Origin of the sequence: Cohnella hashimotonis, from assembly GCF_030014955.1 — a bacterium.
Taxonomy (GTDB): Bacteria; Bacillota; Bacilli; order Paenibacillales; family Paenibacillaceae; genus Cohnella; species Cohnella hashimotonis.
The window spans coordinates 5,725,373-5,739,915 of sequence record NZ_JAGRPV010000001.1 but is presented as its reverse complement, the minus strand read 5'-3'; the positions used below and the strand labels follow the sequence as shown (position 1 = coordinate 5,739,915).

14 protein-coding genes are annotated in these 14,543 nt (G+C 50.7%); 9 read left to right on the top strand and 5 right to left on the bottom strand.

The window, feature by feature from the left end; all coding sequences use genetic code 11:
• The first annotated feature begins 222 nt into the window (after positions 1-222).
• The 4 genes from KB449_RS23115 to KB449_RS23100 all read left to right on the top strand — a co-directional run bounded on the left by KB449_RS23115 (position 223) and on the right by KB449_RS23100 (position 4,672).
• Entirely contained in the window at positions 223-2,499 is a 2,277-nt protein-coding gene (locus KB449_RS23115) for an ABC transporter substrate-binding protein (protein ID WP_282910603.1), read from the top strand.
• Between the two features lie 232 nt (positions 2,500-2,731).
• Entirely contained in the window at positions 2,732-3,340 is a 609-nt protein-coding gene (locus KB449_RS23110) for a carbohydrate ABC transporter permease (RefSeq protein WP_282910602.1), read from the top strand.
• 31 nt (positions 3,341-3,371) lie between these two features.
• A complete protein-coding gene (locus KB449_RS23105) occupies positions 3,372-4,238 on the top strand; it encodes a carbohydrate ABC transporter permease (protein ID WP_282910601.1) in 867 nt (288 codons plus the stop codon).
• Positions 4,238-4,672: a hypothetical protein gene (locus tag KB449_RS23100; protein ID WP_282910600.1), complete on the top strand. Its 435-nt coding sequence runs from the start codon at positions 4,238-4,240 to the stop codon at positions 4,670-4,672. The genes KB449_RS23105 and KB449_RS23100 overlap by 1 nt, the downstream gene beginning before the upstream one ends.
• A gap of 225 nt (positions 4,673-4,897) precedes the next feature.
• Here KB449_RS23100 and KB449_RS23095 read toward each other — a convergent pair whose 3' ends face one another.
• Together KB449_RS23095 and KB449_RS23090 are read right to left on the bottom strand one after the other, a co-directional pair.
• A complete protein-coding gene (locus KB449_RS23095; RefSeq protein ID WP_282910599.1) occupies positions 4,898-5,314 on the bottom strand; it encodes a VOC family protein in 417 nt (138 codons plus the stop codon).
• A gap of 752 nt (positions 5,315-6,066) precedes the next feature.
• Positions 6,067-6,492 carry a PH domain-containing protein gene (locus KB449_RS23090; RefSeq protein WP_282910598.1) on the bottom strand — a complete coding sequence of 142 codons (426 nt, stop codon included), beginning with the start codon at positions 6,490-6,492 and terminating at the stop codon, positions 6,067-6,069.
• Positions 6,493-6,834: 342 nt separating this feature from the next.
• On the opposite strand from KB449_RS23090, the gene KB449_RS23085 reads away from it, so the two are divergent.
• The gene (locus tag KB449_RS23085) at positions 6,835-8,838 is read left to right on the top strand and encodes a peptidoglycan D,D-transpeptidase FtsI family protein (protein ID WP_282910597.1); all 2,004 of its coding nucleotides are present in this window, start codon (positions 6,835-6,837) and stop codon (positions 8,836-8,838) included.
• Between the two features lie 134 nt (positions 8,839-8,972).
• Here KB449_RS23085 and KB449_RS23080 read toward each other — a convergent pair whose 3' ends face one another.
• Positions 8,973-9,863, bottom strand: coding sequence for a LysR family transcriptional regulator (locus KB449_RS23080; RefSeq protein ID WP_282910596.1), 891 nt, complete (start codon positions 9,861-9,863; stop codon positions 8,973-8,975).
• Between the two features lie 114 nt (positions 9,864-9,977).
• Between KB449_RS23080 and KB449_RS23075 the strand changes: the two genes are divergently transcribed.
• A complete protein-coding gene (locus KB449_RS23075; RefSeq protein WP_282910595.1) occupies positions 9,978-10,991 on the top strand; it encodes an alpha/beta fold hydrolase in 1,014 nt (337 codons plus the stop codon).
• 155 nt (positions 10,992-11,146) lie between these two features.
• Entirely contained in the window at positions 11,147-11,272 is a 126-nt protein-coding gene (locus KB449_RS23070; protein WP_282910594.1) for a hypothetical protein, read from the top strand.
• A gap of 71 nt (positions 11,273-11,343) precedes the next feature.
• Here KB449_RS23070 and KB449_RS23065 read toward each other — a convergent pair whose 3' ends face one another.
• Entirely contained in the window at positions 11,344-12,327 is a 984-nt protein-coding gene (locus tag KB449_RS23065) for an aldo/keto reductase (RefSeq protein ID WP_282910593.1), read from the bottom strand.
• 94 nt (positions 12,328-12,421) lie between these two features.
• Entirely contained in the window at positions 12,422-13,159 is a 738-nt protein-coding gene (locus KB449_RS23060; protein ID WP_282910592.1) for a hypothetical protein, read from the bottom strand.
• Between the two features lie 136 nt (positions 13,160-13,295).
• On the opposite strand from KB449_RS23060, the gene KB449_RS23055 reads away from it, so the two are divergent.
• Together KB449_RS23055 and KB449_RS23050 are read left to right on the top strand one after the other, a co-directional pair.
• Entirely contained in the window at positions 13,296-13,715 is a 420-nt protein-coding gene (locus KB449_RS23055; protein ID WP_282910591.1) for a hypothetical protein, read from the top strand.
• A 32-nt stretch (positions 13,716-13,747) separates the two neighbouring features.
• Positions 13,748-14,305: a hypothetical protein gene (locus tag KB449_RS23050; RefSeq protein WP_282910590.1), complete on the top strand. Its 558-nt coding sequence runs from the start codon at positions 13,748-13,750 to the stop codon at positions 14,303-14,305.
• Positions 14,306-14,543: the final 238 nt, after the last annotated feature.

The following is a 14,543-nucleotide window of genomic DNA, read 5'->3' as shown; positions in this document are numbered from 1 at the left end:
TGCTGGGTACAGCAGTTCAAGAGCAAGCGGGTGCTCACGGTTGTCCTTAACCTTTTAGGGTTATTTCCAGTTACGCCCTTCAATTCCTTTCGTAAAATAAAATTTTAAATAATTGACATTTCGGCATGTCGCTGATAGATTGAGCGAGGGGACTAATGACCATAATTTTCCTATAATCAGAATACTATTCCGGCTATGTCAGCGCTATAAAGGAGGCCATTCATGTATCGGCGTTTTATGCTTGTTAAGCTTTTGTCTCTGATGGCAGCCATCATATTCTTGTTGCTGGGCTGTTCTTCCTCCAAAACGGAAAAATCTCAAAGCCCGATTTACGAGGAGTCAGAGATCGCAATACCTGCTGAACAATTTCCCGTTTATACGGTCAAAAAGGGTGCCGGAGAGAACTACATATTGTCTCTATATGATACGAAGAAACAATCGTTCAATCTGGCCTATGCGGACGAATCGTTGACTCCGAAAGAAACGATCGGCAATGACTTATCCCGGCTTATCGATTACAGCAACGTTCAACTATATCCGAATGCCGAGTACGGCGTAGGCAATCGTCCCATCTACGATACGAGTGAAGCCGGAGATATCTATATCCTTCAATTCAAAATTCGATATAAAGATAAGTTGCCGTATATGGACGGAGAGTCGGTTGTCGTTGTATATGACAAGACGGGAAAGCTTATTCGCGAATTATCCGTACAGCCGTCTGAGTCGATTCGCAATTTTAAACCGATCAAACTCATAGCGCGCGAGAAGCGTATTGTCCTCATAGGCAATACCGGCATTCAAATTTTGGACGAGCAGGGACGCACATTAGATGAGGTAGCCATAGCTTCGACACAAGCCGTTAACGTCGAACTTGGAGTCGCTCAGAAATTGCCGAGCGGAATCATTATCGATGCAGATCTCATAAGCGCCGACCAGATCGTTGTGTTGCAAGAACCTTCCTCCGGCCATTCCTATATTTCTTCCTATTCGCCTTCGTCGAGGAACACGGCTTGGAGCACTGAACTACCTGGTGGTTTTCTGTCCCGCGGCGTATCGTTTGAAGCGCATGACTCGTCGATCTATGTATCATCCGTTGACAGTATTCTAGCTTATGATGCAAATGGCAAGTATCGCAAAGAAATCATTAAGTATGAACAATATCAATCCGGCGATTGGGTGCTGCCGTTTATGAATCGCAGCGAGACGCTACAGCCAGGCTCTTATTTTTATAATGATAAGAATGAGCTGGTCCTCTTTCTTCAAGCAACCGACGAGACCAGAACAATTCGCAAGGGATTCTTATACCGCGAACTATCCGGTGATGAGAAAAAAGCGCGTGTCGCGGCTTTGGCGCGCGAGGCCGAGCAAAAAGAGGTCGTACGCGTATTGGCGCCCTTTAAGGACAATAATCTGGAGCTAAAGGCGAAGCAGTTTGAGAAGAGCCATCCCGGTTTAAGAGTGGAGTTCACTTTTTTTCGGGAGTCGGACGAGGAATTCAATTTTGAGGACTACAAGCAATATGTAAGTCTTCAGATTTTTACAGATAAGCTTAAGTGGGATATTATGGCTACTCAGCTGCTGCCATTTAAAGATTACTTGGATAAGGATCTATTTGCGGATGTCGCGACCATAAACGCTGAGAAATGGGAGCAGGAAAAAAATAAATTTCTTCCGAATATACTCGAGGCTTCCACAGTAGACGGAACGCTCAAACTGATTCCAGGCCGAATATCGTTGTTCACCGTTCTTGCGGAGCGATCGGCAGGCGCGGATCTGCCGCCGTCCAGCTACAGATGGAGCGACTTGCTGCAGCGCGCCGAACTCGCCAAGAAAAACAATCCGAACGTAAAAGCATGGTACATGGGGGCGGGCGAGGATTCCTTCGTTAACAGATATGAACGGATCAGCGATGCATTCGAATCGGATCTGATGAGCCTGCGAGACCGACCGGAAGAGCAAAAAGCATTGATCGAGCAGCTGCTGGATTTCTTAAAAAGAACCGGAAATGCGAACGATTACGCCTCGCCTCCGCAAGATAAGCCGCTGTATATCGCAAACTACTTTACCGTCTCTTCATTCACGGATTACTTGGACTTGTTGGGAAAAGAGAAGGTGCTGCTGGGGCCGCCTGCTCTCCAGCAATCGGGAAGACACCCGTTTATGATCCAGGAAGGCTATGCGGTTAATAAAAAAAGCGATAAAAAAGAACAGGCACTTGAGCTCGCATTGTATCTTGCTGAGCACGCCGAACCCAATAATATCCTTTATAAGGACACCTTCGATCAACTTAAGCAAAATGTAGGTACATCTCCCGAGCGGATCGAGGCCATCGAAGGACTCCGCGAGATCACGGATAGCTTAGATACGCTTCGCTATATCGATCACAGATTGACGGATGCTTTATTCTATACCGCACGGCAATATGCCGAGGGCGTAACCGACTTGAACACGGCCGTGGAAACGATACAGAACAAGCTCTGGTTATACATGAATGAATAAGCGGACGAAAGGCTTTTGGATCGGCTGGCTGATCTTGCTCCCCCATTTAGGGGGAGTTGTCGTATTTTATTTGTATCCTTTCCTTTGGAGCGTCATTCGCAGTTTCAATGATGCATCGGGGCTGGGATTTTCAAATTATTCGGAACTTTTTCATAACGCCGCTTTCCAAGTCGCGGTCCTCAACACTTTGTTATTTACCTGTCTGACAGTGCCGCTACATGTGGTGTTGGCCATGGCTGTGGCGTTGTCCGTGCACAATGCCATTCGGGGCAGCATATGGCTGCTGCATTCATTCGTGCTTTATTACGCGATTCCTACGGCATCCATTGCCTACAGCTGGACGCTGCTATTCGGCAATTCCGGCATCGTGAATCGGGTTATCCATGAGATATTCGGCGGGCTTCTCATCAATTGGCTGGATGGGAACTGGTTGTTTGTCCCGCTCGTCAGTTTTTTTCTGATCAAGTACTGTGCCTATCCGATATTGATTCTGCTCGGCGGACTTCAGGCGATACCCGGTGATCTATACGAGGCGGCTGCAATCGATGGTGCGTCGTTCATGCGCAAGACCCGATGGATCACGATCCCGCTGCTGCTGCCGGAGCTCAGCTTCATCGCGCTGCTCGGCTTTTTTTATAACTTCAAAATATACAAGGAAGCGTACGCGATGTTCGGCGCCTATCCGCCCCGATCGATTTATCTCGTCCAGCACTTTATGAATAACAACTTTATACAATTGAACCTGAATCGCCTGGTCGCTTCATCTACATTGACGGCTGCAGTCGCGGCGCTTCTGATTCTACTCCTCGTTCGAATGAATCGATCCGCTTATGAGCCGTAATATCCGATATCCGGGATGAGGAGTGCTGACATTGAATATTCGTCTCGCTAGAGGGCGCAGAGCGCTCCAGGCGACAGGAATAAGTTTGGTGGTTTTCGTTTTATTTATTCCATGTTTAATCCTTGTGAACTACGCTTTGGCGGATCCGGTTCAAGTAGAGTCGACGATCAATCAAATAAGCGGCGTAAACGGTCAAGGGACAATATTTATTCGTGCATTCGATCTTAGAGAGTTCGTTCGCGTGACAACCGGAAGCTCCAAGCTGGCTGGCGCTTTTTTAAACTCCTTTTTATACAGCGCAGGCATCGCAGCGGGGCAGATGATATTGGCTTTTCCTGCGGCTGTATCGCTGGCATTGCTTCGTGTGAAGGGGAGAGCCTTTGTCCTTTCCTTATATCTGATCCTCATGCTCATGCCGTTTCAAGTGACCGTCGTGCCTTCATACCTGACGCTGCACGCGCTGGGCCTGTTGAACCACCCGATGGGTCTCCTGCTGCCGCAGTGGTTCATTCCATTCTCGGCTGTTTTGCTTTATCTGTTTTTAGTGCGGATCCCGCATGCTTTTATCGAAGCCGGCAAAATGGATGGGGCGAACTGGTGGCGGCTGGTTTGGCATATTGTCGTTCCGCTGACGAAGAGCGGTATAGGTTCGATTGCGTTGATACAGATCATCGATTCGTGGAACATGATTGAGCAGCCTGTATTTTTTCTGACCGATATGCAGCTTATGCCTTTATCGATACTCATTCGGCAATCGATCGAGGTCCAACCCGGCGAGGCCTTTGTTCCTTCCCTTGTGTTTTTAGTGCCCGTTCTAATCGCGTATTCGATTTTCTATGAACAGATTATTCAGGGCATGCAAGCGATATTTAAAGATGGAAGGAAGCGGGACGGGTAATGGAGTCGAATGTGGGCAGGTATCGGAAAACGGCTTCGCTAATCGGCGCAGGAATGCTGGTACTTATCCTCTGCGGGGCACTCGTGGTGAAGTATTCGGATCTGCTGGCGGTGCGCGTAGAAGCAGGCACAGTCGAATCGCAATATATGGATGGCGTCCTGCAAAAGATGACTGTTCAAAATGGATCTATCGCAGAGGAGCAAGGGAGAAGCTATGTGTACATCGTAGAGCGTCCAGATCATTACTGGTTAGATGGAAACTATGCACGAAGGCGGGAAGTCCGGATTGAAGCGAGAGGAACGCGCATCAGCGCCATTTCCTTTATCGCTGCACCTTCAAGCCAACGTATCGAAGCCGGCAAACCGCTTAAGGTCGTGCTGGATCCTGCAGTTCTTCGTGGAAAGGAAAGAAAAATCGTGCTTGCAAACGAATAGGCGTATAATCCCGCAGGTCGAAAAGTGGGTGACCTAGTTGAACGCCGACGAGGGTACAAGCATCACGCAGTATCAAACCATTCTAAGGACCGCTAAATGAAGATGATATGCCTCCATACAGCTGTAGGCTTTTTATTATTTCGCCTGTCTACTGTACAGAGAGCATATCAAGCGCCCAGGGGCTTTCATTTTAAAACCAAATACGAATCGTGCGCTTCGTTATCCTTAACCTTGAGCCGCATCCGCGTTCATGTAGTTGATCGCCCACAGGTGGCCGTCCAAGTCCACAAAACCCCAATGATACATAAACCCATGATCCTCAGGTTCAGCGTGCAGCTTCCCGCCCAGGGAGACCGCGGTATTTACGATTTCATCAACCTTTTCCCGGCTCTCGAAGGCGAGTGCGATCGTGAACTGCGAATACTTGCTCGTATCGACGGATTCCCTCTCCGTGAGCGTGTTAAAGAATGAATCAGCGATCAGCATGACTTGCAGATTGTCGCCGATGACGATGGCTACCGAGTTCTCGCTATCGGGGAATTGCGGGTTGAGCGCGAATCCGATTCCGGTGAAGAACGCCTTCGATTGTGCTACGTTTTTAACAGGCAGGTTCAAGCTCGTGAATGTGGACGTTAATGCCATTTTCATACACCCCATCGTTAAGTGAATTTTTGGTTGTCGTTGAGTCTACGTATAATTAGACGACAGCCGATTCGGGAATTCATCGGTGTGGTTGCGTGGGAAGATCGAATTTTAAAAATAATTTGGTATAAATGCCATCCATATTTGCCCATAGCGCAGGCATTTTTTTTCTCAGGGGATCAGATGAAAGATCTTGATCTGCACGATGAGTCCGTCTTTGACCACGAAACGCATAAAATCAAAGGTCTCTCTAATAGGATCGTTTCGTTCACCTTGATTCCGTAAGGATCTGCGGGATAACGCTCGCTGGTTGGTTCGGAGCTTGGGACCAGGTCTGCCGCTGCGGTATGGCCGCTTGTCTCCGATTGCTGAGGAAGCGCGGCAGGGGAGTTGGCTTGTTCATTAGGACGTTGCCCACAACCGAGAAGGAGGAGCAAGCTGAGGAGGAGGAGACTGAAGATCCATGTTTTCATTTGGACACCGCCTATTTAATTTCCAGCTTGTAAGACAGTCTCTCTATGAAGAAGCTGTTCATTTCTACTAGACGTTTCCAGAACAATCGAGGTTGCAAGTCTGCGGATGTGGAAAGCCCTATACAACGCTCATCGAAGCGATTTAGTATCCTATTACAATTGATTTGAAAGCGGACTTTCTTGAGCTTTACGAGGCGCTGCGAGTCGGGCGTCGTAGAAATAAAAAGGCTCAGGATCCTTAGGGAACCTGAGCCTTTTCGAAATGTATATGGCCGAGCGTCAACCGTTCAACCGCTTGTTATTGGCAAGGGCGATGGACATCAAGGTCGTGTAGATCGGCTTTGCGTTAAATTTTTTGCCGAACTCAAATTTGTACGACGAGACTGAAATATTGTTGCTCTTGTGGTAAGGGGAAGTAATATAGTGGATCGTCACTTCGCAGTCGTCGAATCCGGTGCCCGCCGTCTCCATCGTCACCTCGTAGATCGCGTCCAGATGAATCGACACGACTCTTGTTTTGCTGCCGGTCACGCCTTGATGGTCGATTAGAATCAGCCGTTCCTCCGTGAACACGAAGGCGTCCCGAATCAGCTTGAAGCCGGTCTGAATCGTCTCGTTCGGCGTCAGAAAAGCACCGTATTTCTCCTGCAGCTCCTGGACCGACACCTCAGAATAGTTGTTGAACAATCCGCTGAAAAGACCCATAAACGATGACCACCTTAGGGATGAGATGGATACACAATTCGGCGCAATCTCGCTAAAACCTTCCTCAGAGACCGCAGTATTCACGATTTCATCGACTTTTTCCCGGCTCTTATTGTCGAGGAATTGCGGGTTGAGCGCGAATCGAGTCCGGTGAAGAACGCCTTCGATGCGCTGCGTTTTTGACAGGCAGGTTCAAGCTCGTGAATGTGGACGTCAATGCCATTTTCGAAAATCTTTGAATAAAGATTGAACCTCTCTAAAAAGGGATTCGTCTCAATATATGACAATATAAGGGTGGGTATCCAATGGCGGAATGAAGTTGACCATAAAACCGAGGAACGAATGAAAAAAGAAGTTCAAAACCGTCGCCAATTCAGTATCAGGTTAAATGTCTTTTTCATGGTTACCTTTTTCCTGTTCTCCTGGCTAATCGTGCGTCTTGCTTATGTGCAGCTCGTCGAGGGTCCGAGTCTCCAGGAGCGCCAGACGCGCATGATCACGAAGGGCGTATCCATCCCGCCCATCCGCGGCAATATTTACGATTCTGCGGGACGTCGGATCGCCTATTCGATCTCGACGCAGTCGCTGTATTTTACTTTCAAAACAGGTTTTAAGCAGAAAGCCGCGGAGGCGCTGGCTGCAAAACTCGTGAAGCTGTTTAACGAAAAAGGCGATGAGCGTTCCAAGCCGATGACGACTGAGGACGTGATCGAGGCGATGGACATCGATGGCATAACGCATCTGCCGTTTCAGCAACGGCGGATCAAATCGGAACTGTCAAAAGAAGAGATCGCCTATCTTAGCGAGCACCGCGACGAGTATCCCGACGTGGAGATCGTGGAGGAGAGCATTCGCCAATATACTCCCGACCGGGTCGCCGTACAATTGGTTGGCTATATGAACAAGATGAAGGGAGCCAAGGAAAATCTGGATTTTTACAAAGAAATCAACGCGAATCAATCGGATCCCACGCTTAAGTATCTGGATTCGGAGGAGGTCGGCTACGACGGCATCGAGTTGATGTATCAGAAGGAGCTGCGGGGGCTTAACGGTTATAAATCTTATCAAATCGACGTCACGAGCCGGATCGTCGGCGACATGAAGCTGACGAAGCCGGTCAAAGGGCAGAATCTGTATCTGACGATTAATCGCAAAGTACAGCTCACTGCGCAGCAAGCCATTCTCGATCAGATCGCGACGACCCGCGCTTCGACGGCCAAGACGCTCAGAGATGCGCAGCCGACGACGGGATATGCGGTCGCAATGGAGGTGGAGACCGGCAGGGTTGTGGCGATGGCGAGCATGCCGGATTATGATCCGAATATCTGGCAGGGCGGGATCAGCCAGGAGGAACTGGACGAGATCACGGCTGCGATGGGCAATGGCGCGATCCGGGAAGTATTTCCGCCTTACAAGGACCCCAAGGAACGCTCGCAGCATCCGACGTCGCTTGTGCCGCTGGGCTCGACGCAGAAGCCGTTGACGATTCTGACCGGGTTGATGGAAAAGGTCATCACGCCCTCGACTACATGGACGGACCCGGGTTACTTCAAGTTCGGTCGCGATGATCAGGCTGAGGTTCAGAATGCCGGACGCGCCTACAACGGTTCGCTCACGCCTACAAGGGCGATCGCCAAGTCGTCCAACGCATACATGGCGAAAATGGTCGGTAACGCGCTTTATATGCAATATAAGAAAAAAAGCGTCGACATCTGGGACAAGCACATGAAGGAGTTCGGACTCGGGGTGAAAACTGGCAGCGGGCTGCCATTGGAAATGCCCGGCATTGTGGATTACTTCGTAAGCGCGACACGGGACAGCCCTCAGTCGGCGATGATCTACGCGTCGTTCGGCCAGCAGGGCAAGTATACGGCGTTGCAGCTGGCCCAATACGCCGCTACGCTCGCCAGCCACGGTAAGCGGATGAAGCCGATGCTAGTCGACCATACGACCGATGCGGACGGCAACGTCATGACGACGATGAAGCCCGAGATGCTAAACGAGATCAAGCTGCCGAATTCGTATTGGAAAACGATCGAAGACGGCATGGCGCAGGTCAAGGTTGAAGGCTTCGACGGCGTGCGTTATGACTTCTATCGCAAGACCGGTACGTCCCAGCAGCAGGGCGTCGGCAAGCGCAAGTTCGTCGAGAACGCCGTCTTTATTTCCTACGCCCCGCAGGATAAGCCGAAGCTCGCTGTCGCTGTTATCGTGCCTGATGGGGGCTACGGCGGCTGGGGCGCGGCGCCGATCGCGCGCAAGATTTTCGATGCGTACGATGCCGAGGTCGGCCTCACGGATGCAGGTCCAAGGCCGCCGATCGGGACGATTGATCAGACACAGTAGTATAGCTTGATTCCAATATGGATCATGATCCAGGCGGTCGTGACGACCAGACCAGACAAATTTGGAATCGACACTACATTGATTACGACGTAGATGATTATGTGGTTGATATTTCGGATGCTCGGAAATGAGCACTACGCCTTCGGTGAAACTTCCCTTACCGCTTCTATGAAACCCGTCATAATGGGCGACAGCCACTTGTCTTTATGCCACAGCATCTGCGTGTACACGCGCAAGTCCGGAATTTGCCACGGCAGCGCGACGAGCTCGCCCCGTGCGACTTCGGCTTCCGTCACGATCTCCGGCAGAAAGGCGATGCCGATCCCCGAGATGGCGCATTGTTTGATCGCCTCGGCACTTTGAAACTCCAGGTAGGTGATGCTGTCGATGCCCTCTTTCTCGAATGAGCGGTCGAACATGGTGCGGTAGGGACAGCCTTTTTCATTCGTCAGAAAAACTTCTCGGTGAAAATCGTCCGGCTGCAGCTTGGTTCGTGCAGCGAGCGGATGGTCCGGCGCGGCAAACAGGCGGAAGGTCTCTTCCAGCAAGGGTTCGACGGCGAGTCCGCTTGAGCGAACGGGTTCGTCCAGTATAAAGACGACATCCGCAGCTCCGTCGAAGAGCGCTTGCCTGAGCGCTTGATTCGGCACGGAGCGGAAGATCAGACGGACGCCCGGATATTGCGAACGAAACCGTCTGAAGACGGCCGGCAGCCGGTAGGCACAGACGACCTCATTGGCGCTCACCGTCAAGGTGCCGGTTAGATGTTCATTGTCATGAACCGCGCTGCGCGCTTCGTCCACTTTGTCGAGAACGTCTTGCACATGCGTTAAAAAGCGTTTGCCCTCCGTCGTAAGCACAAGCTGCTTGCCCAGGCGATCGAAGAGACGAACGCCAAGCTCGTCCTCTAACGCCTTCATCTGCATCGTAACGTTGGAGGGGACGTAGTTCAGCGCTTCCGCGGCCCGGCTGAAATTTAAAGTGGATGCGACCGTTCGGAACGTGTTCAGTTGGCGCAATTCCATCGTGTGACCACCTCTTTTTACTTTCAATAAAAATGAATATTACTTTGAATTGTGTTCACTTTTATTGATCGTAGCACGGATTTATACTAACGACAAGAAGGGAGCGATCTTACGATGGACTACGAGATTTTTGATTTGGGTGACGTCACTTTGCAGTCGGGAGCGACGCTGCCGGACGCTTTTCTCGCTTATAAGACGTATGGCCGTTTGAACGAAAAGAAAGACAATGTCATCGTCTATCCGACTGCGTTCGGCGATCAGCATGTTCAGAATGAGTGGTTGATCGGAGAAGGCATGGCGCTGGATCCGCAGAAATATTTCATTATCGTGCCGAATTTGCTGGGCAATGGGCTGTCTTCCTCTCCGACCAACACGCCACCGCCTTTCGACAAGGCCAACTTCCCGCAGGTTACCGTTTATGACAACGTTCAATTCCAGCATCGGCTCGTGACGGAGAGGTTCGGCATTCAAAAGATCGCGCTCGTCGTCGGATGGTCCCTGGGAGGGATTCAAGCGTTCCAGTGGGGAGCGAGTTATCCGGGTATAGTGGAACGAATCGCGCCGATCGCCGGCATGGCCAAGACTTGGCCTCAAACGTATTTGGTCCTAGAGGGCGTGAGAGCGCCGCTCTTGGCAGCAGTCGGATTCGATTCAAGCAAGCTGGGCCAGTTGACCGCCGCCGACATGCGTGCCGTTGGCCGTGTGTATGCGGGATGGGGGTTGTCGCAGGCGTTTTACAGAGAGGGGCTTTATCGCGAGCTGGGATTCGACTCGGTGGCGGACTTTATGACCGGCGTCTGGGAAGATAGCTTTATGAAAATGGATCCGCACAATGTCCTCGCCATGTTAGGGACGGGCATACGCGCAGATATTAGTGCGAACCCTGCCTATAACGGGGATTTCGAGAAGGCGCTGAGGAGCATTACGGCACATGCCTACGTCATGCCGGGGAGCACGGATCTTTTCTGCCCGGCGGACGATAACAAGTACGAAGCGGAGCTTATGCCGCATGCCGTCTTTAAACCGATTGAGTCGATCTGGGGCCATTTTGCCGGTCGCGGCATCAACAAGGCAGACAACCAATTTATCGATGACAGCCTCGAGCGTCTGTTGGCGCTTCATCATTAACAAGGCGGAACGAACGCAGAGCTGAGACGTATATCGTCTCGGCTCTGTTTTTCGTTTAAGGCGAACCTTATCCAACCGATAAACATCGGGTACATCGCCTTTTATATGAAAGGATACGACCGAACGGCCGATGAATCTAAGAGGAGGTGTTGAACGTGGCTGTGGTATTGTTTATTTTAATCCTTGTATTTGGGGTTCCGGTTATTGGCAAAATGAATAAAAGAATCGCTCATTTAGAGGAGCGAGTCAAAGAGCTGGAAGGATTGAATCGCATCAACTAGTCATGAAATGAATGCAGCGGATCCGCCGTGTGGGGATCCGCTGCTTTATGAGCGCCTGTTCCGATCTAGCTTTAGTAAGCGCCCCGAATATGTTCGCTAACCTGCTCCCGGTAAAATTTCCGCAACCGCTCGTGCTCTTCCGCAGTGAACGGCTTCATGGCCAGCACGCCGAGGTTGTCCTCGACCTGACGCACGTTCTTGAACCCCGGAATCACGCAGGTGATCTCCTTGAAGTCCAGCAGCCAGCGAAGCGAGGCGCGCGTCATGTTGCCGCGGCCTTCTGCGATCCAGCCGAGCTGCGATGCGAGCTCTACCCCTTTGGCGAAGGGAAGGCCTGCGAACGTTTCGCCGACGTTAAAGGCTTCGCCATTCTGGTTGAAGTTGCGATGATCTTCGGCCTCGAAGGAGGCATCCGCCTTGAACTTGCCGGTCAGCAGACCGCTGGCGAGCGGCAGCCGGACGAGCAAGCCGACGCCGCGCTCGGCCGCGCGGGGGAGGAGCTCCGCGATCGGCTTCTGCCGGAAGATATTGAATATGATCTGCAGCGCCTGCACGCCCGACTTTTCCAGACAGAACAAACCTTCCTCCACAGTCTCGACGCTGACGCCGTAAGCACGGATCTTGCCCTCCTGCTGCAGCTTGTCCAGAACCTCGAACACGGCGCCCTGCTTCAGGATCTCGAAGGGCGCGCAGTGGATCTGGTACAGATCGATCGTATCGCGCTCGAGACGCTTCAGGCTGTCCTCGCACCACTGGCGCACCCGCTGTTCCGAATACGTCTGCGGGTCGTGAATATCTCCCTGACGGCAGAACTTTGTAGCAATGTGGATCTTGTCTTCCTTGCCCTTGGTGGCGCGGGCGAGCAGCCGCTCGCTCTTGCCGTCGCCGTAGACATCGGCCGTATCGAAGAAGTTGACGCCTTCGTCCATCGCCTTGTCCAAAGCGCGGAGCGACTCTGCGTCGTTCGTCTGCCCCCATGAGCCTCCGATCGCCCACGTACCGAAGCTGACTTCGCTCACCTGCAAACCCGTTTTGCCCAGCGGCCGTAAGTTCATATGTCCATCCTCCGTTGTCAGTACGTGAATTTTCGTCAACCGTATTGTAGCAGACGGGGATTGAATGCGCTATCATGCCTCTGTTATGCCTCTGCTACATCAATCCCGCCGCCTTCTTGATCCGCGTTCGCTCGCCGACAATAACCGACTTTATCGCTTCGGTGCCATAGGCGCCCGTGGGGAAGGCATTCGCGTTCTCGTAGAAGACCATCCGGAACGAAGTCCCGTCCTGCAGATGCACCCGCAGGAAAATGCCGTATTCGGGTTTATTGTCTTTGTAGATCGTATCGGAGCCGACCAGCTTCAGTTGCGGCAGATCCCTGGCGAAGACCGCCGACGCTTCCGGCGCGAAGTCGCCGATCGGACTGCCGTCCGTTCCGCTCTCGAGGCTGACCTTTGCAATCCTCCCGTCGATGTCCCACAGGTCGCCGATCGTTTTCGCATGTGGGTTGCTGCGAGCCTCGTACACTTTGCCCTCCGCCATGACGCGGTACGAAGGCTTATAGCCGTTCATCGCATAGATCGCCGTGCCGATCGGCAGGTAGGCGGCATCGCCGTTCTTCGACTGATGGTCCGTGCAGGCATGCTCATCCAACATATACGATACCTCGCCAATCTTCTCCCCTTGCTTTCCTTCGGAGACGCCCTTCGTTCCTTCGATGTTGGACGTGTACATCACATCGCCCAGCATAAGAAAGTCGACCCAATCGATCTCTCCAAGGCACTCTCCCCTAAGCGCTCCGGGCAGCCCATCCTTCAATCCGCAGCCGGATGCGGCCAGCATCGTTGCCAGCACGAGAATGGCGATGGCAAGCCGTGTTATAATTCGCATTGATGTTCACCTCATGAAATTTCCTTCAACCAGATTTTATTATATTCATGAATTTATATCCATCTCTAGCAAGTCGATATATACTAAAAAGGTTCGTCATCCGTCATCTCCGCCATTTAAAGGAGCGGTATCTTTATTGAATAGTCGCGCCGTACTCAGGTTGATTTTTTTCTTTGTATTGATCGGGGTTCTATTTTTTGAGTTTGTAGAATACCTCTCGCTTGTTGATTTGATGGGGCAGTATATTGTTCCGTATGACCCCGAAGCCTACTTAATTAAATTATTAGGTTTAGCTGTAGGCTCGCTATTCCTTAATTACTTGTTCTGCTGTATACAATCCAGAAATTCTTTATCTGAATGGATTTACTTGCTTTTGATGGGCTGCATGCACGTGATCTTTGCTGTCCTTGTTTCTTTATTAGGCGTCTGGCTGTTCGGAGACTATAAATACGCGATTGTCGTCTACTGGGGAATCGATATCATCCACCTTGCGATCGCTACGCTTTTTTTCAAGAGGTTCGGGGAGAATTGGCGGCAAAGAGCGCTCAATCAATAATCTTGTAAGCTCGGCTTGAAGGGAGGAAACGCGTGTACAAGGAGACAAGAAAGAGGACTTTTAAAATCGTTTTTCTAGTCTTGCTTCTATTGATGATTCTCGTAGATGCTTCTTTGCTCATTTTATATTTGAATGGCTATGTTCTATTTTTTCTCAAGGAAAGCATTGTTCTGTCTTTTATACTTGCCCACGTTGTTATTATGCTTTTGTTTTCTATCTCCTTAAGCTGGGCAAGGGCGATCCTGATCATCTCCATGCCAATTGTTCTAGGTGTTGGGCTTGGCGTGTATCTGTATGCGCATTACGCGCTTCCGCAATGGAGCTATCAACAATTTGACTCTCCTCAGCATAAGCATTCGTTGGTGCTTCGTTATCGGACGGCAACGTTAGGGGAAAGTCACTATTTTTTCGAAACCTATCAGAAGTCCTCCAATCGACTGTTGCTGCGTCATACGCCATCTGACGATTTCAACTTTATATTGCAACACGATGAGAATTACACGGGAATCCAACAGGTTCGATGGTTAAACGAATCCACGATTCAGTTTGACGTGCAAGGAACGAAGAAGATTTTGTCGTTAAATTTGTAATCAGGTACTCCCAATCTAAGGAGTGTGTCAATCAATACAATAGTTGCGGTTTTGCCGGGCGGCCGGACTTCGCTAAATCTATAAATAGCTGTCAAAAGGCAGTTATTTTTCTTTGCACACCGTTGCCCCGCCGAATAGTGGTTAAAAGGCAATTATTCCACCGCATACGGCTGCAGAATGGTTCTACGCGACGAATTAACTGCCTTTTAACACTTATTCCGAATCATTTTGGAAAATC